This window comes from Roseixanthobacter finlandensis (assembly GCF_043195105.2).
Taxonomy (GTDB): domain Bacteria; phylum Pseudomonadota; class Alphaproteobacteria; order Rhizobiales; family Xanthobacteraceae; genus NCEH01.
In genome coordinates, this window is record NZ_CM195536.1 from 140557 (window position 1) to 158487 (window position 17931).

Here is a 17931-nt window from a genome sequence, read left to right on the forward strand (position 1 = left end):
TAACTGTATTTCTGAAGTCCATCCGGTTCGCCTCGCTCAAAGGTGGTCTTGGACCTGTTCGGCAAGCGTCAATGCGCCGAATGGCCCCAAGTCTTTGTCCTGTCAGGATTTCGCATGCCGAGCCGGGATGCATTTTCCCGGAAATTGCGCCCGGAGCGTCGAAAAGGTGTTGAAGTTGTCTAATCATTAGACAACTATGTCCGAAGAGATGCGCACAAGCGCACAACATCGGGGAGGAGAGAAGATGAAGCTCACAGCCGGGTTTCGTCGCAATGGCCTGACGCGTCGCCAGTTGCTCGTTACGGGCGCAGGCGGCGTTCTATGGTCCGCGATGCCGCATCTGGTGTCTCGTGCGCATGCCGAGGCCAGCCAGCCCCCAAGCGTGGAGGCGGCCAAGGCCGAGGGGCCGGTGGTGGTCTGGCACGCGGACCAGGAAGCCGACGTCGTCGAATTCCTGCGGATCTTCAAGGAAAAGACCGGCGTCGATGCAGTGCAGCAGCGCCTGCTGCCGGGCGCCGCTCTGCCCAAGCTGGAAGCGGAATTCCGCGCCGGTCAGACCACCGGAGATGTCTATATCACCTCCGATTCCGGCATCATGGAGAATTTGCGGCTCCAGAATCGCCTGTTGCGCTATATCCCTAAGGATATCGACGCCTATGCGCCCGAATATCGCAGCGCGGAGCCCGGCTATTGGACGACCTATTACGTCAATGTCGGGCCGATGATGTATGATCCGCGCTATGTGAAAAAGGAAATCGCGCCGAAGACATGGACGGACCTGCTCGATCCGCAATGGAAGGGGCAGATCGGCTTCCAGAATTCCGCCGCGGGAACCTCCTATGGCTTCTGGTTCGCCATGAAGGATGTGCTGCCCAAGGACTTCTGGGACAATCTCGGCAAGAACAACCCGCGCGCCTATGCCTCGTCCACCCAGATCTCCCAGGACATCGAGCGGGGTGATCTCAAGATCGGCGGCCGCGTCAGCATCTTCCAATATGTGAAATCTGTGCGGAAAAAGCAGTCGGTCGAGGCCGTCTTCCCCGAAATCGGCGTTCCCGCCGTGAACCAGGTCATCGGCATCTTCGGAACGACGAAGCGGCCGAACGCCTCCAAGATTTTCACCGAATTCATGCTGTCGAAGGAAGGCCAGTATCTTTGGAACAATATCCAGGGCTCCTATTCGGCGCGCAAGGATATCCATATCGAACACCTGCCCGACATCAATACGTTGCGCCTGCGTCTTCCCGTAGACTTCCAGGATTACATGCGGCCCGAACGGCGGCGTGAATTCGTGGCGATCTGGAACAAGATGACGGGCCTGTAATGTCGGTGATGTCCGAACAGGAAGCGCAGCGCGCGGCGTTCGCCCGCGCGTCTGCCTTCGATCTTCGCCCGGAGGTGTGGATTCCGATGGTCCTGCTCGCAGGAACCCTCGGCTTCCCCTTCTTCCTGCTCGTCACGAGCGCGTTCAACGTGGGAGACCCGGAGGCATTTCCTGCCACGGTCTACGGAATCGACAATTTCATCGCGCTGTCCGGCCATCTCGACTGGATCCGCAACACGCTGGTCATCGCCGGCGGCGGCACGGCGCTCGGGCTGGTCATCGGCGTGGTGCTGGCCTGGATCATCCACCGCACCACCATGCCCGGGCGAAAGCTGTTCGAACTGCTGATCGCCATACCCTATCCGCTGGGGCCGCTGGTCGGCGCGCTCGCCTGGAGCCAACTCGGCGCGCCACGCGACGGCCTCATCAACCGGATGTTTGGCGCGATCACCGGCATCGAGACGCATCTGATCAACATCTATACCCCGATGGGGATCATCTTCGTCGAGGCGATCTTCGAGGCGCCGGTTGCTGTCCTGATCATCGGCGCGGCGATGCAGCGGATGGATCCCTCGCTCGAGGAATGCTCGTCGATCTTCGGGTCGGGGAAGCTGCGAACGGCGTGGAAGGTCACGCTGCCGCTGATGCTGCCGGCGGTCGCGAGCGCGGCCCTGTTCATGTTCACCTCGATGATCGGGTCGTTCGCGATCCCGACCATGCTCGGCACCTCCTCGCGCTTTTACGTCGCCACCAATGCGATGTACGTGCTGCTGCAAGGTTATCCGCCGAACTATCCGCTCGCCGCAGCGCTCGGCCTGGTGCTGATCTGCATGACGGCGCTCGCGGTCTGGCTGGTTCAGCGCGTGCTGCGCGGAAAATCCTACGCGGTCATCTCGGGCAAAAACTATCGTCCCCGGCAGGTGGACATGGGATGGATGACAGGGGTGCTGTTCGCGATTGCGGCCCTCTATGTCCTGCTGTCGCTGATCTTGCCCATGGTCACGCTTCTTCTGGCGTCGTTCCAGTCGAGCAACGCCATCAGCTTTAATTTCCCGGCCTGGACGCTGGGGAATTACAAATATGTGATGTTCGATTTTCCCACGACCCAGCAGGCGATCATCAACAGCCTGTTGCTGGGGGTAGGCACGGGCGTCATCGGCGTGCTTCTGGCGACCTTCATTGCCCTTGCCACGCACCGGTCGCGCAGCGACGGGCGCCGGCTCCTCGAACAGATGACGATGCTGCCCCAGGCCTTTCCGCGCCTCATTTTCGCGATCGGGTTTCTCTGGATGATCCTGGCGCTGCCGCTGAAGCTCTACGGCACCTTGTTCGCCGTGCTGCTGGCGTATGTCATCGTCTTCCTGCCCCTGGCTTATCGCGGCATGAGCGGCGTGGTGGTGCAGATCGACATCGCCTTGGAGGAGGCGGCCCGCATCAGCGGGGCGGGGGTGTTCCGGATCCTGCGGACGGTGACCTTGCCCCTGTTGCGGCCGGGCCTGCTCGCCACCTGGGCGCTTCTGTTCATGGTGTCGGTGCGCGAGATCAGCGCCTCGCTGTTCCTCTCCGGGCCCGGCACGCAGGTGCTGGGGCCGGCCATCTTCAGCTTCTGGGATTCCGGTGGCATGCCGCGCGTCAGCGCGCTCGCTGTGGTGCAGGCCTTGATCATCCTGATCGCGCTCACCCTTGTGCGCTCCCTGGCAAATCGCGGCGCTAACGTCTGACTGGAGAGAGCATCATGCTTGCCTTACATAGATCCGCGCAGACTCTCTCCTTCGGCGAGACGCAGCCGCGCAATACACAGGCACCTGCTTACATCGAGGTCCGCGATCTCGTCGCCGCGTTCGGCGCGAAGATCGTCGTCAAGGGGGTCTCGTTTGCCGTCGGACGCGGCGAACATCTATCCCTTCTCGGCCCGTCGGGCTGCGGGAAATCCACCACCCTGCGCTGTATCGCGGGGCTTGAAACGCCGGTCTCCGGCGAAATCGTCATCGACGGCAATCTGGTCTTCTCTTCCTCGAAGCGGGTCAACGTGCCGACTGAGAAGCGCAAGCTGTCGATGGTGTTCCAAAGCTACGCGATCTGGCCGCATATGACGGTGTTCGAGAATGTCGCCTATGGTTTGCGTGTTCAACGGGTGGCCGAAAGCGAGATCAAGCAGCGGGTTGTGGAGATGCTGCGGATGGTGGGCATCGAGGATTATATCCATCGCCCCGCGACCGATCTGAGCGGCGGCCAGCAGCAGCGCGTGGCGCTCGCGCGCAGCTATGCCTCGCGGCCGAAAGCGATCCTGCTCGACGAGCCGCTGTCGAACCTGGATGCGCGGCTGCGGGTGCGCATGCGCGACGAGATCAAGGAATTCCAGCACAAGTTCGACCTGTCGACGATCTATGTGACGCACGACCAGGAAGAGGCGATGGCGATTTCCGATCGCATCATCGTCATGCGCGACGGCCATATCGAGCAATGCGGCAAGCCGCTCGACATCTACGACACCCCATGCACCCGTTTCGTGGCGGACTTCATCGGCGCTGCGAACATCCTCGCCGGCACGGCCGCCGGCGAAGCCCCTTCGGGGGCGCCGGTGCTGAAGGTCGGCGAGGCCCTGGTGGAGTGCGCGGAGGGCTCGCAGCTGTTCCCGGTGGATGCGGGCGGCCTGCATCTCGCGGCCCTGCGTACCGTCTATCCGGAAATGCGCCGGGATGCGCCGCCGCGTCCCAACCAATGGCCCGCCATTGTCACCCGCCGCGTCCTGCTCGGCGATATCGTCAATTACACCCTCGCCTGGCCGGGCGGCGACCTGCGCGTGCACGCATTTCCCAATGCCCTGTTCGAGGAAGGCGAGCGCATCCAGCTCCACATCCCGCCGCATCGCACGGTTCCGGTCCGGGCCGATTGAGTGCGATCGCGAACAGCAAAAGGGTGGATCGTGGACATTTCCAAGCTTCAAACGGACGTGCTCGTCCTGGGCGGCGGGCTTGCCGGCTATCGGGCGGCGGTGGCCGCGCGCGCACAGGGCGCCTCGGTCACCATGGCCTATTTCGCCCGTGGCGCTTCGCCTTATGTGATCGGCTGCAATGCGCCGATCGCCCATGCCGATGCCCGCGACAGCCCGGATATGTTCTTCGCGGACATGGTGCGCGGCGGATACGGGCTGAACGACCGGCGGCTGGTGCGCGCGCTGGCGCACGGCGCGGTGGAGGCGCAGCGCGAGCTTTCCGCGCTGGGTGTGCCGTTCCCGGTGGAACAGGACCGCATCATCCAGCGCCATTTGTCCGGCAACACCTATCCCCGGTCCCTTTTCATTCCCGAGGGCACGGGGCGCATCGTGCTTGAACGTCTCGCCGCCCACGCGGCGGCTATCGGCGTGCGCATCCTGACCGGCCAGAAGGTGGTCGATCTTCTCAACGCGGACGGCGAGGTGGCGGGCGCGCTACTGTGGGACCGGCGGGCGGGGACCTTCTCCGCCGCCTGCGCCCGCGCGGTGGTGCTCGCCACCGGCGGCATCGGGCGCATCTATGCCGACAGCACCTATCCGGCCGATGTCGGGAGCGATTCCTACGGCCTCGCGCTGAAGCATGGAGCGCATCTGATCGACATGGAATTCGTGCAGTTCGAGCCGGTGGTCACCGTCTGGCCCGAGGCATGCCGTGGCATTGAGATGCCCACCGCCATGCTCGGCGACGGTGCGCATCTGCTGAACGCGCAGGGGGAGCGGTTCATGTTTCGCTACAACCCGGTGCACGGCGAAAAGCAGATCGAAAAGGCGAAGATGGCGCTCTGCGTCCAGACCGAGATCGACGAGGGGCGCGGAATGCCCGACGACACGGTCGTGTTCGACACCACGGTGCTCCCGCCCGAGCGGCTTGAGAGCTACAAGATCCACGTGCGGCGCCTGCGCAATGCGGGCGTCGATCCGCTGACCACGCCGCCGCGCGTGCGCCCCGCGTCCCACAGCCAGATGGGCGGCATCCTGATCGACGATCAGGGATGGACCGGCGTGCCGGGCCTCTATGCCGGTGGGGAAAGTGCCGGCGGCGTGCATGGCGCGAGCCGGCTTGCCGGCAATGGCTGCGCGGACACGCTGGTGTTCGGCGCGCTCGCGGGTCGTGGCGCCGCAAGCGGCCTGCTGTCCGCGCCCGCCCGGGACTGGGATGCCGTCATCGCGGCCTCGGTTGAGGCGGTCACCGGCCATGCCAATGAAACCGGGCAGGCCCGCGCCTCGGACATCAAGGATGCGGTGCGGCACCTGATGCTGCGCCATGCCGGATTGTGGCGGCGGGAGGAGGGCTTGCGCGAGGGGCAGGAGGGCCTGCGCGATCTTGCCCGCACCGCCGCCGCCAACACCCTCGCGCGCGATGTCGACGAGATGATCGAGGCGCTCGAACTCGACCACATGCTCGCGACCGCGCGCATGATCATGGATGCCTCCCTGTTGCGCACGGAAAGCCGGGGCGCGCACCAGCGCCGGGATTTTCCCGCCCAGGACGATGCCAATTGGCTGAAGCACATCGGCTTTCGCACCGACCACGCGGGCGGGTTCGTGCGTGCGGACGCCCCCATTCAATAGACGGGTGAAGACATGCCAGCTCAAAAGCCGCTCGCCGGCATCAAGGTTCTTGATTTCACGCGCCTTTTCGCGGGCCCGTTCTGCACCATGCTGCTCGGGGACCTGGGCGCCGATGTGGTGAAGGTGGAAGCGCCGGAAGGCGATCCGATCCGTTATCAGGGTCCCCCCTTCCACAAGGACCACGCCTTCAGCTTTCTCGCGGCCAACCGCAACAAGCGCTCCATCCTCATCGACATGAAGACGCAGGACGGGCGGGCGCTGGCGCGTCGGCTCGCGCTCGCCGCCGACGTGATCGTGGAGAATTTCCGGCCCGACGTGATGGATCGGCTCGGGCTCGATTACGAAACCCTCGCGGCGGAAAATCCCCGGCTGATTTTCGTGTCCATGTCCGGGTTCGGCGCGAATGGGCCTTACAGCGAGAAGGGCGCGTTCGATCTCACGATCCAGGCCGAGGGCGGCTATATGAGCCTCACCGGCGAGCGCGACGGCGCGCCGATCAAGCTCGGCACGTCGGCGTTCGATCTCGTGTGCGGCCAATATGCCATGGGGGCGGTGGCGACCGCGCTGTTCGATCGCGCGCGCACCGGCAAGGGCCAGCGCATCGAGACCAGCCTGTTCGAAAGCGAGATAAGCTTCCTCGTGGACGCGGGCATCGAGTATCTCACCACCGGGGTGAGCAAGGGCAAATGGGGCTCCGAGCATGCCCAGCAGGTGCCCTATAAAGCGTTCGAAGCCGCCGATGGCTGGGTGGTGATCGGCGCCGGCGTGCAGAACCTGTTCGAGCGCTTTCTCAAGGTGATCGGCCGCACCGATCTGCTGGCGGACCCGCGCTTTGCCGAATTGTCCGGCCGGGTCGCGAACCGCGATGCGCTCCACGCCATTCTGGATGCCGAGGTCCGCCGCTTCACGGTCGACGAACTGGTCGCGCAATTGAATGCGGCGAAGGTGCCGTGCTCGCCGATCAACAACATGGAGCAGGTCTTCAACCACCCGCAGGCTTTGCACCGCGCCATGGTGCAGCAGGTGGAGCATCCCCAATACGGTCCGCTGTCGGTGATCGGGCCGGCGGTGAAATACAGCGGCTTCGACGTGGCGGCCGGCTGGACCGCGCCGCCACTGCTGGGCGAGCACACGCAGGCCGTAACGGCCGACTGGCTGAGCTGACAGGACACCCCATGGATTTCGATCTTTCCGAAGACCAGCGCCTGTTGCTGGGGGAATGGCGCAAGGCCATCGACCGCGACATCGCCCCGGTGACGCGCCAGCATGCCGACAGCTTCATTCCCAAGGCGGCCGCCCATGCGCTGCTGCGCAAGACCGGGGATTTCGGCGTCGGAAACGGCTGGGTGCCGGAGGAGGGAGGGGGGCTCGGCCTCGATTTTCTCACCAGCGGCCTGCTCTATGAGGAGCTGTCGCGCACCTCCCCGGACCTCGCGGGATTGGCGTTCGTGGCGGAGGGCGCGGCGCTGAAGCTGTTCCGCACCGGGTCCGAACCGCTCAAGGCGCGGTATCTGTCGCAACTGCTGTCCGGGGAGCTGATCGGCTGCTCCGCCATCAGCGAGCCGGGGATCGGTTCGAGTGTGCGCGAGATGCGGACGCGCGCCGTGCGCGACGGGAAGTATTTTCGCATCTCGGGCGAAAAGCTCTGGATCTCAAACGCCAGTATCGCCGATCTCGTCATTCTCGTCGCCAAGACGGGGGAGGATGAATTCACCATGTTCCTCGCGGATCGCGCGGAGCACGGGTTCAAGACCGCCGAGATTTCCAAGCTGGGCTTGAATGGCTGGTCGCTGGGCCAAGTCAGCTTCGAGGACATGGTGGTGTCCGAGGACAATATCCTCGGCGGCGTGGGCGGCGGGCTGCGCGAGACCATGAAGGGCTTCGAACGCTCGCGTTGCTTCATCTCGACGCTCGCGCTCGGCATCGCCCAGGCGGCGCTCGACGACAGCCTGGTTTATGTGAAGGAGCGGCAATCCTTCGGCAAGCCGATCGGCGCGCATCAATTGGTGCAGGGGCTGCTGGCGGAGATGGTCAGCGACATCGAGGCGTCCCGCCTGCTGCTCTATCGGGCCTTATGGATGCTCTCCAAGGGCGGGCGCTGCGCGACGGAGGCGGCGATCGCCAAATCCTTCGTGACCGAGGCGGCGCAGCGGGTGACCTCAAAGGCGATCCAGATTCACGGCGCCTTCGGCATCAGCCGCGAATTCCCGCTGGAACGGCATTTCCGCAATGCCCGCATGCTCACCATTCCCGACGGAACGACCCAGATCAATCACTTGATCATCGGGCGAAACCTGACCGGCTTCGATGCCTTCAAATAGCCGGATGGCTGTCCGCTGGGAGTGAGGCGCCGGCCCGGCTTTCGCCAGTCCGCCACCCCTTCAGAGCGTTTCCCCGTTTCGGGGAATCGGGAAAACGCTCTATCTCTTTGGGGCGGCGCGTTTTCTTTACGCGAACCGGTATCCATTTCGCTCAAAAACTAGGACGGCTTTCCCGAGCCGGCCTCGACCGCGCCGAGGCTGGGTGCGCCTGACGCGCCGCCCAGATTGCCTTCCAGCTCCTCCAGCCGCCGATTGCGCGGCTCGATGCCCAGCAGTGCGACGACCGCGATCTGCAGGATTAGCAGGCTGATCATCAGCACCATCACGCCGGAGATCCCGTGCGTCTCGAACAGGGCCACCACGACGAACGGCGTGACGATGGTGGCGCCGCGGCCGAAGGTGTTGCAGATGCCGCTGGCGCGCAGCCGGACTTCGGTCGGGAACAGTTCCGGGATGTAGATGCCGAACAGCAGCGCCACGAGGACATAGATCGGAACCGTCAGGGCAAAGCCGATCACGGGCAGCAGGGTCGGGTCGGAGACGTTCGGATAGATCAGCCCGAACAGCACGGCCAGCGCCGAGGAGACGATGATGGTCGGCTTGCGGCCCCAGCGGTCGGCGGTGAGCGCGCCGATGGCTGAACCGACGGGCGCTCCCAGCCCCATCATCAGCGAGTAGCCGAAGGAGGTTGCGATGCTCAAACCTTGCTTGATGAAGAAGGTCGGCAGCCAGGTGATGAAGCCGTAGAGCAGCGTGTTGATGACGATCAGGCAGATGCAGCCGACGATCATTCGGGAGAGCAGCGGCGGGCGGAACAGGGCGGCGAGCCCCAGCCGGGCCGGGGCCGGCGCGGGCGCCGCCGGGGGCGGCAGGGGCTTGCCGCGCGACGCCTCGGCCTCGATCTGCTTCAGCAGGTGCTCGGCTTCCTCGGTGCGGCCGACGGATTCAAGCCAGCGTGGCGATTCCGGCAGCTTCTTGCGCATGTACCAGACGACGAGGCCGCCGAGGCCGCCGACGATGAACATGGCGCGCCAGCCGAACTCGGGGATGATCAGATAGCCCAGCAGGGAGGCTGCGGGCAGGCCGGTCACCACGAACACCGCCATCAAGCCGAGCCAGCGGCCCCGCGAGTGCGCGGGCACGAACTCGGTGAGGGTGGAATAACCCACAACATTCTCGGCTCCGAGGCCCACGCCGATCAGGAAGCGCAGGCCGATCAGCACCTCCATGTTCGGCGCGAAGGCCGCCGCCAGCGAGGCGAGACCGAACAGGAGGAGATTGGCCTGGTAGGTGAAGCGCCGCCCATAGCGATCGCCCAGGAATCCGGTGAGGAACGATCCCACCATCATGCCGACGAAGGTGGCGGAGACGAACAGGGCATTCTGCCCGAAGGTCGAGAAGCCGCTTTTCAGCGTCGCCCCCAACACGGTGGCCGCGATGTAGATATCGAAGCCGTCAAAGAACATGCCGATGCCGATGAGCCACATGATCCGGTAATGAAACGGGCCGATCGGGAGCCGGTCCAGGCGCGGACCGGCATTGACGAGGGATGACATGGCGCTTCCTCCAAGGAGCGGTGAGACGTTGGCACGCGCCCGGTCGACGGCGCCCGAGGGGCGCCGGCTCTAGGTTCTTGTTGACGTGCCGGTTGGGTCAGGCGGTCGGTGTCAGTTCAATCGGGTCTGGGTGGACGTGTCGCGGTACCAGTCGAAGCGGCGGTCGACGGTGGGGAGCATCACGCTCTTGACGTCGAAATGGTCGTTGAAGCTTTCCACCCCGAACTCGCGGCCGATGCCGCTGTCGCCGACGCCGCCCCAGGGCGAGGCCGGATCGAGGCGGTGATGGTCGTTGATCCAGACCAGGCCGGCTTTCACCTTGGCGGCGACGCGATGGGCGCGCGTCACGTCCCGCGTGCGGATGGCCGCGGCCAGACCGAAGGGCGAATCATTGGCGAGGCGCAGCGCCTCCGCCTCGTCGCTGAACGGTGTGATGCTCGTGAAGGGGCCGAACACCTCTTCCTGGAAGATGCGCATGTCGGCGCGCACGTCCGCGAAGACGGTGGGCTGAACGAAGAAGCCGCCTTCGAGGCCAGGAAGCACGGCGGCCTCGCCGCCCGCCACATTGCGCGCGCCCTCCTGTCGTCCATAGCCGGCATAGGTGAGGACGCGATCTCGCTGCTTGGCCGAGATCACGGGGCCGAGCTGGGTCGCCGGGTCGAAGGGATCGCCCATGCGGATGGCGCGCGCCTTGGCGCCGAGCTTCTCCACGAATTCGTCATAGACGGAAGCCTGCACCAAATGGCGGCTGCCGCACACGCAGGTCTGGCCGGCGCCGATGAAGGCGCCGAAGGCGGCAAGGTCCACCGCTTGGTCCACGTCGAAATCCTCGAACACCATCACCGGGGTCTTGCCCCCCAGTTCAAGGGTCTGATGGGCGAAGACCTTGGCCGCGGCGCTGCCGGCGATACGCCCGGCCTCGGTCCCGCCGGTGAGCACCAGCTTGTTGATGTCGGGGTGTTCCGCGAGGAATTTGCCTGCGCCCGGGCCGTAGCCGTTGACGACATTGAACACGCCGTCCGGCAGGCCGGCCTCGGTGAAGATCTGCGCCAGCTTCAGCGTGGTGAGGGGCGTGTATTCGGAGGGCTTCACCACCGTAGTGCATCCGCTGGCGAGCACGGCGGCCAGCGATTTGCACATGATCATGAGCGGGTGGTTGAACGGCGTGCAATTGGCGACGACCCCGATGGGCGTGCGCAGGGTATAGTTCAGATAGGCACCCTCGACCGGGATGACGTCGTCCCGGCGCGCGAGGGCAAGGCCGGCGAAATAGCGAAAGAAATCCGGCAGGCGGGAGAGCTGCGCCCGGGTCTCGTTGATGGGGCGGCCGTTGTTCAGCGTTTCGAGACGGTAGAGCAGTTCGAGATTGTCCTCGAACGCATCGGCGAGACGGTTGACCAGCCGCGCCCGCGGGCGCACGTCCATGCCGCCCCATTCCTTGCTCTCGAAGGCGGCGCGGGCGCTTTTCATGGCGCGGTCCACGTCCGCCTGCGTGGAATTGGGGATGCGGGCGATCACCATGCCGGTTGCCGGATTGCGCACGTCGATGAGCGTGCCGTCGCCCGCTTCGATTTCGCGGCCGCCCACATAATTGCCGCGCGTCTCGATCTCGAGCGTCGGCTTTTCATAAGAATTCATCGGAAGGCTCCTTCAAAGTCTGACAGCGCTGCGGCTGAGTGCGGACAGCACGCGCTTCTCGGCGCTGGCGACGTGGGTCTTGATGAGGCGGCGGGCGGTGCGGACATCGCGCCGTTGGATGGCGTCGATGATCGCGATGTGCTCGGCCACGAGCTGCCTCGGATCCCGCCCCTTGATCGCGCCGATGGACACGCGCACGAGGCGGTCCGCCTGCTCGATGAGATCGCAGGCGGTGGTCGACATGCGCGCATTGCCCGAGGCGCGTGCAAGCGCGCAATGGAAGGCACGATTGTATTCGATGAACGGCTGTTCGGGGTCGAAGGCGCGGAACGCGTCGAGGGCCTGGAGCACATCGTCGGGCGCGTTCTCGATCGCCTCCGCCGCGCAGGCGGGTTCGAGGGCGAGGCGGAAGCGAAACAGGTCTCGAGCGTCGCTCACGGATATGGGATTGACCTGATATCCCTGGCGCGGATTGACGATGATGAGCCGCTCGCGCTCCAGCCGCAGAAGCGCTTCCCGCACCGGCTGGCGGCTCACCTCATAGCGCGAGGCCAGCTCCTGTTCCCGCACTTCCTCGCCCGGCATCAGCCGGCAGGTGAGGATTTCGTCGCGGATGGTCTCGTAGAGATTGTCGCGTAGGAGCATTTTTTGATCGACCTTTTATCCATGGATTCCATATCGTGATATTTCACGCAATCAGAATCTTTGACCTTTGAGCAGGATTGCCGCACATATTGGTGACGCATATAACGGTTTTGAATGCGGGGAGAGGAAGTATGAATTTGGCGCTTTCGGATGGGCGGGTGAACGCATCGGTGACGGGCACCGGGCGCACGCTGGTGCTGTTTCATTCGCTCCTGGCGGATGGTGCGAGCTTCGACCGGATCGTGCCAAAGCTGGCGACCCGCTTTCGCGTGCTGGTGCCGGAACTGCCCGGCTTCGGCGGTTCTGCGGCCGTGGGCGGCGGCCTTCCGGCGGTGGCGGACCGCATGGCGGACGCGCTGCGCGATCTCGACGACCCGGACGGCCCCATCGTGCTCGGCAATGGCTATGGGGGTTTCGTCGCCCTGCAGATGGCCGTGCGCCACCCACGCCTCGCGAGCCGGCTGATCCTCGCCGGGTGCGGGGCGCGTTTCTCCGAGCCTGGGCGCGAGGCGTTCCGCGCCATGGCCCGCGCGGCAGCCGCGAACGGCCTCTCCGCGATCGTCGACGTCGCCATGCGCCGGCTGTTCGCGCCCGAGTTCCAGGCGGCCAATCCCGGCCTCATGGCGGAGCGTCGGGCGGCATTCCTGCGCACCGATCCGCAGGTCTTCCAAGACGCCTGCCAGGCGCTCGCCGCGCTGGACCTCACCGCCGAACTGGCGCTACTCGAAACACCCACGCTCGCGCTGGTGGGCGAGCATGACGAGGCGACGCCGCCCCCGATGTCGGTCGAGCTGGCCGGGATCCTGCCGAACGTCCGGCTCAGGGTGCTGCCCAATTGCGCGCACGTGCCGCAATTGCAGAGCCCGGACCTGTTCCTCGATGCGATGTCCGACTTCCTGGCGGATGCCGCGCCCGCCCTTGCCGGCCAGCGGGCCTAAGGCGGATCAACATTCAGAGGCGGGTGCATCGTCGAGGCGCCTGACCGCAGGTGCGCCATTGTCTTTTTCCGACCGGTCGTCACGGCCGGGCGTGTCCCGGCCATCTACGCCGGGCCGAACGCGCGGGCCTTGATAAGCCAGCGCCCGCCCGGCGCGCGCACCAGGATTAAGCTTCCACCTGCTCCAGCCAGTCCGCGAGCAGCGCGGCTTCTTCGGCGGCATGGGAGAAGGGAAGGCCATGGCCCACGCCAGGCACGACGCGCAGCCGTGCATTCGGCAGGATCTGCTGCAGTTCGGCGCCGTGCAAAGCGGGAACGAAGGGGCTTGAATCCGGCAGCACGATCGACACCGGGAACGGCGCCGATCGCAGCGCCGCGCTGAGGTCCGACAGGGCGAGCACGCCGCCGAGCCCGAGCGCCACATGGGCTGGGGTCTTCGCCTGTTCCTTCTGGAACCACGCGAGCGCGTCAGGGTCCCCGGCACCCGGCAGGAAGCGGTTCGCCATCATGCGTTCGCTCCATCCGGACGGACCTCCGGCGGCGAACTGGTCGCGCCAATAGCCAAGCTCGCCGATGCCCTTGCCTTTGTAGGAGGCGTTGGAAATCGTAACCGAGGCGACTCGCGCGGGGCATGCGGCGGCGGCGGCCAGCACGATGGTGCCGCCCATGGATTCGCCCACCAGATGAACCCTCTCGGCGCCCGCCTGTCCGGCGACCTCCCAGAAATCCTCGATCAGCTCCGCCATCGACCAGACATGGTCTTCCGGCGGGATCACGGATCGGCCGAAGCCGCGCATGTCGAAGCGCACCATGGGGCGGCGCGCGGCGATGGTGGGCACCCATCCTGCCCAGATGTCGTGCGTGGTGCCGATGCCGTGGTTGAACACCACCGGACTGCCGCCCCGTACCCAGGGCGGGCGAATGTCGTCGATCACATAATGCAGGCCTCGGGCGGTTTCAGGCATGTTCGCGCGCCTCCAGATCGACCACGTCCCGCGTATCCTCCTGCAGGGCGCGGCGTTGAATTTTCTGGGTTTCCGTGCGCGGGATCGCATCGACGAACTGCACGTAGCGCGGCAGCATGAAATCGGCCACGCGGCCCTTCAGGAAACCGCGCACCTCGTCCGCCGCGAACGGCCGGCGGGCGACGATCACCGCCTTGATCTCCTCGCCGAAGATCGGATCCGGCACCGCCACCACCGCCGCATCCTCGATCTCCGCGTGGTGCAGCAAGGCGGTCTCGATCTCGAACGGCGAGATATTCTCGCCGCCCCGGCGGATGATCTCCTTCAACCGGCCGAGGAAATAGAGATAACCGTCCTCGTCCATCAGGCCGGAATCCCCGGTGTGGAACCAAAAATTGCGCGAGGCGTCCCATGTCGCCGTCGGGTTGCCCCAATAGCCGAGGAGCAAGGTGAACGGCGCCTTCGGCCGCACGACGATCTCGCCGGCGGTGCCGACAGGAAGCGGATTGTCCTGCGCGTCCACCACGGCCACCTCCACGTCGGGGCGCGCCTTGCCGCACGAGCCGAACCGATAGGCGGCCGCGCTGTTGCCGGTCACCCAGCCGCCGACTTCGGTCATGCCATAGAGTTCGTGCGGCTTGATGCCGAACCGATCCTCGACGGCCCGCCAGACCTCTTGGGGACAGCCGCCGCCCACGCACCGGGTCAAAGGATGGTCGAAATCCGGCTCGGTGCGCCGCGCCATGATCATCGCGAGCACCGTGCCCACATAGGTGAACATGGTGCAGCCGAAGCGTCGCGCGTCGTCGAAGAAGGTGCTGACCGAGAATTTCGGGCGGATGACGAGCGTGCAGCCCACTTCCAGCGCCGACATGACCGCATACATCTGCGGATTGGTGTGAAACAGCGGCAGGAACACCATGATGCGATCGCTCTCGACGATGTCAAGAAAGCGCGTCATCCACAGGCCGCTGGCCAGGAATGCCTCGTGGCAGTTCAGCACGCCCTTGGGCAGGCCGGTGGTGCCTGAGGTATAGATGATGCTCATGGGATCGGAACCGAGCCCGTCATAGGGCGCGTCGGGCGCGTGGGCGCCTGCGGCGGCGAACAGGTCCTCTTCGCCGCCGAAGACGATCAGGGTGCGGCCGTCCAGCGCCGGTTCGAGGTCCGTGCGCTTGGCCTCGAGGATGGATCGCTCCACCAGCACCGCCTTGGCCTCGCATTGCCGCACCGAATAGCGCAGGCCCTCGCCTACGAGCCCGGTGTTGAGCGAGACCGTGACGGCGCCGATGTTCGCAAGAGCGAACCAGGCGACGAGAAACGCCGGACGATTGCCGCACAGCAGGGCGACATGATCGCCCTTCTCGATGCCGTGCCCGCGCAGGAAGGAGGATGTGCGCAGCGACAGGTCGCACAGCTCCGCCCATGTCAACGAGACCGTGTCGGACACCACGGCCGGAGCGTCGGGGCGCGTCTGTGCCTGGTGGATCAGCTTATCGGTCAGGGTGGTCATCACGCGGACTTCTTCAAGCTTTCCGCACCGGAGGCAGGAATCAGGAATTTGGCGATGGTGTTCTTCAGGATTTCGTTGGAGCCGCCGGCGATCTCATAGGCCTTGGCATCGCGCAGATAGCGGCCGAAGGGGGCGTTTTCCATGATGCCGTAGGCGCCGCAGATCTGCGCCGCCGTGGCGGCCACCTGGGTTGCGACGGTGCCGGCCTTCAGCTTCGCCTCGCTGCCCCAGCGCGGCACCTGCTGCTTGCTCTCAAGGGCCTCGGTGGCGCGGTAGATCAGCAGCCGCGCCGCGTCGATCTCCGTCAGCATGTCGGCGAAATACCATTGGATGCCCTGGAAATCGAGCACGCGCTGGTCGAAGGCGATGCGGTCGCGGGCGAACTGGAGCGCGCCCTCGAACGCCGCGCGGGCAATGCCGAGGCTGATGGCGCCGGCGAGGGTGCGGGAATGGTTCAGCACGCTCGCCGCCTGGCGTACGCCCTTGCCTTCCTCGCCGATCATATGGTCCGCCGGCAGCCGCACATCGTCCAGCACCACATTCATGTGCGGCCCGTTGCGCAGCCCGAAGGTCGCGGAATTCTTCCCCTCGTAAATGGAGAGTCCTTTCGCATCGCGCGGCACGGCGAACACCGAAACGCCCTTATCGGTTTCCGCCAGGATGACGAACAGCTCGGCGGCCGAGCCGGAGGTGATGAAGTGCTTTTCGCCCTTGATGACCCATTCGCTTCCCTCGCGCCGCGCCTTGGTGTCGAGCTTGCGGATGTCGCTGCCGTGGCTCGCCTCCGTCAGGGCATAGGAAGAGAGCAGGCCCTGCGCGAACGCCGGCAGATAGCGCTGCTTCAGGCTCGCCTCGCCGAACTGGCGGATCATGGTCTGGGCCTGGAAGATAGTGATCAGCGAGACCCCAACCGCGGCGCTTCCCACCGCAACCTCCTCGCAGATGGCGGCGGCATGGAGATAGGTGAGCCCTTGTCCGCCGAACTCCTTCGGCAGCACGACCGTGCAGTACCCCTGGCGGGCGAGATCGCGCATGATCTCCACCGGATAGACATCGTCGCGGTCGATGGCGTCGCCTGCGGGAAGGATCATACGGGCGACGTAGGAGCGAAGGCCCTGCACATAGGCTTCGTCCACATAGGCGGGCCACAGGGCGCCGCTATCCACGGGAAGCACCTGGTTCATTTGCCGTATTCCATCGTATGGGGAAGCCAAGTCGCAAGCTCTTGCCAGTAGACCACCAGGTACATCATCGCGATCATCAAGACGACGTAAGGAATGATCGACCGCGCCATGTGCTCGAACGGGATCTTGCCGATCTGCGAGACCGTGAACAGGTTGATGCCCACGGGTGGCGTGATCTGCGCCACCTCGATGGCCAGGACCACGAAAATGCCGAAGGCGAGCGGATTGATGCCCGCCGCCTGCGCCACCGGGTACAGGATCGGGATGGTGATCAGCATCATCGACAAGGCTTCGAGGAACATGCCGAGGATCAGGTAGAAGACCACCATCACCGTGACGATGCCGAAGAAGCTGAGGCCGGAGCCGGCGATCAGCTCCGTCAGCATCTGGGGCACGCGGGTGACCGTGAAGAAATTGGTCATCAGCGCGCCGAACCCCACCAGCATGAATATCATCACTGAGGCATGGGTGGCACTCAGGCCCGCCTGATAGAATTGCTTCCATCCGAGCGTCCGGGTGATCAGGCCGACGATCACCGTATAGGCCACGGCGAGCGCCGCGACTTCTGTGGCGGTGGCGACGCCCGAATAGATGCCGGCGAAGATGAGGATCGGCAGAAGCAGGATCGGCCCTGCGTCGAGCGTCGCGCGCACCACTTCGCGCGCGCTGACCGGCCGCGCGTCGGGGTCCTTGGGATTGACCACGATGGCATAGATCGCCATCAGGCTGGCGAGCAGAAGGCCGGGGATCACGCCCGCGACGAACAGCGCGCCGATCGACTGATCGGTCAGCACGCCATAGAGCAGCAACGCGATGGAGGGCGGAATGAGGATGCCGAGCGTGCCGCCGCCGGCGATCAGGCCGCCGGCGCGCGCCAGGGGATAGCCGTTGCGCGTCAGCGCCGGGATGGCCACGAGACCGATGGTGGCGGCAGTGGCGACGCTCGAGCCGGAGATCGCGGCGAAGATCGCGCAGGCGATGATTGTCGCAACGCCGAGCCCGCCCCGGATGCCCGACACCAGAGACGCGGCAAAAGCGAACAGGCGGTCGGAAAGACCCGTCTGCTGCAGCAGCGTGCCGGCGAGGATATAGAGCGGCACCGCCAGGAGAACGAAGCTGCTGAGCGCATTGTAGGCGGTCAGCGCCGCTTCCTGGAACAGGTCGCTGCCGCCCAGCAGGTAATTGCCGGCAAGCGCGCTCACCGCCATGGCCACGAACACGGGCACGCTGGTGGCGAGCAGCGCCAGGAACAGCCCGATGATTCCGAGCGTGATCACCATG

14 protein-coding genes are annotated in these 17931 nt (G+C 65.3%); 7 read left to right on the top strand and 7 right to left on the bottom strand.

The window, feature by feature from the left end; all coding sequences use genetic code 11:
• Window positions 1-244 precede the first annotated feature (244 nt).
• The 6 genes from V5G24_RS00755 to V5G24_RS00780 are packed head-to-tail and all read left to right on the top strand — an operon-like array spanning window position 245 to window position 8212.
• A complete protein-coding gene (locus tag V5G24_RS00755; RefSeq protein ID WP_394078606.1) occupies window positions 245-1324 on the top strand; it encodes an ABC transporter substrate-binding protein in 1080 nt (359 codons plus the stop codon).
• Window positions 1324-3045, top strand: a complete 1722-nt coding sequence (locus V5G24_RS00760; RefSeq protein WP_394078607.1) for an ABC transporter permease — start codon at window positions 1324-1326, stop codon at window positions 3043-3045. Before V5G24_RS00755 ends, V5G24_RS00760 begins: the two co-directional genes overlap by 1 nt.
• A 14-nt stretch (window positions 3046-3059) precedes the next feature.
• The gene (locus tag V5G24_RS00765) at window positions 3060-4220 is read left to right on the top strand and encodes an ABC transporter ATP-binding protein (RefSeq protein ID WP_394078609.1); all 1161 of its coding nucleotides are present in this window, start codon (window positions 3060-3062) and stop codon (window positions 4218-4220) included.
• Between the two features lie 30 nt (window positions 4221-4250).
• Complete coding sequence (locus tag V5G24_RS00770) at window positions 4251-5891, top strand: FAD-binding protein (RefSeq protein WP_394078611.1); 1641 nt, start codon at window positions 4251-4253, stop codon at window positions 5889-5891.
• Between the two features lie 12 nt (window positions 5892-5903).
• Complete coding sequence (locus tag V5G24_RS00775) at window positions 5904-7055, top strand: CaiB/BaiF CoA transferase family protein (protein WP_394078613.1); 1152 nt, start codon at window positions 5904-5906, stop codon at window positions 7053-7055.
• A gap of 11 nt (window positions 7056-7066) precedes the next feature.
• Window positions 7067-8212: an acyl-CoA dehydrogenase family protein gene (locus V5G24_RS00780; protein WP_394078615.1), complete on the top strand. Its 1146-nt coding sequence runs from the start codon at window positions 7067-7069 to the stop codon at window positions 8210-8212.
• 158 nt (window positions 8213-8370) lie between these two features.
• Here V5G24_RS00780 and V5G24_RS00785 read toward each other — a convergent pair whose 3' ends face one another.
• The 3 genes from V5G24_RS00785 to V5G24_RS00795 form a co-directional block, all read right to left on the bottom strand.
• Complete coding sequence (locus V5G24_RS00785) at window positions 8371-9768, bottom strand: MFS transporter (protein WP_394078617.1); 1398 nt, start codon at window positions 9766-9768, stop codon at window positions 8371-8373.
• Window positions 9769-9879: 111 nt separating this feature from the next.
• On the bottom strand, window positions 9880-11406 hold the full coding sequence (locus V5G24_RS00790) for an aldehyde dehydrogenase (protein ID WP_394078619.1): 1527 nt from the start codon (window positions 11404-11406) through the stop codon (window positions 9880-9882).
• A gap of 12 nt (window positions 11407-11418) precedes the next feature.
• A complete protein-coding gene (locus V5G24_RS00795; RefSeq protein ID WP_394078621.1) occupies window positions 11419-12051 on the bottom strand; it encodes a GntR family transcriptional regulator in 633 nt (210 codons plus the stop codon).
• Between the two features lie 131 nt (window positions 12052-12182).
• Between V5G24_RS00795 and V5G24_RS00800 the strand changes: the two genes are divergently transcribed.
• On the top strand, window positions 12183-12989 hold the full coding sequence (locus V5G24_RS00800) for an alpha/beta fold hydrolase (RefSeq protein WP_394078623.1): 807 nt from the start codon (window positions 12183-12185) through the stop codon (window positions 12987-12989).
• 166 nt (window positions 12990-13155) lie between these two features.
• Here the strand turns inward: V5G24_RS00800 and V5G24_RS00805 are convergent, their stop codons facing one another.
• The 4 genes from V5G24_RS00805 to V5G24_RS00820 are packed head-to-tail and all read right to left on the bottom strand — an operon-like array spanning window position 13156 to window position 17930.
• Window positions 13156-13953: an alpha/beta fold hydrolase gene (locus tag V5G24_RS00805; protein ID WP_394078625.1), complete on the bottom strand. Its 798-nt coding sequence runs from the start codon at window positions 13951-13953 to the stop codon at window positions 13156-13158.
• Window positions 13946-15466: an AMP-binding protein gene (locus V5G24_RS00810; protein WP_394078627.1), complete on the bottom strand. Its 1521-nt coding sequence runs from the start codon at window positions 15464-15466 to the stop codon at window positions 13946-13948. Before V5G24_RS00810 ends, V5G24_RS00805 begins: the two co-directional genes overlap by 8 nt.
• Window positions 15466-16650 carry an acyl-CoA dehydrogenase family protein gene (locus V5G24_RS00815; protein WP_394078629.1) on the bottom strand — a complete coding sequence of 395 codons (1185 nt, stop codon included), beginning with the start codon at window positions 16648-16650 and terminating at the stop codon, window positions 15466-15468. Before V5G24_RS00815 ends, V5G24_RS00810 begins: the two co-directional genes overlap by 1 nt.
• Window positions 16647-17930: a TRAP transporter large permease gene (locus V5G24_RS00820; protein ID WP_394078631.1), complete on the bottom strand. Its 1284-nt coding sequence runs from the start codon at window positions 17928-17930 to the stop codon at window positions 16647-16649. Before V5G24_RS00820 ends, V5G24_RS00815 begins: the two co-directional genes overlap by 4 nt.
• Window position 17931: the final 1 nt, after the last annotated feature.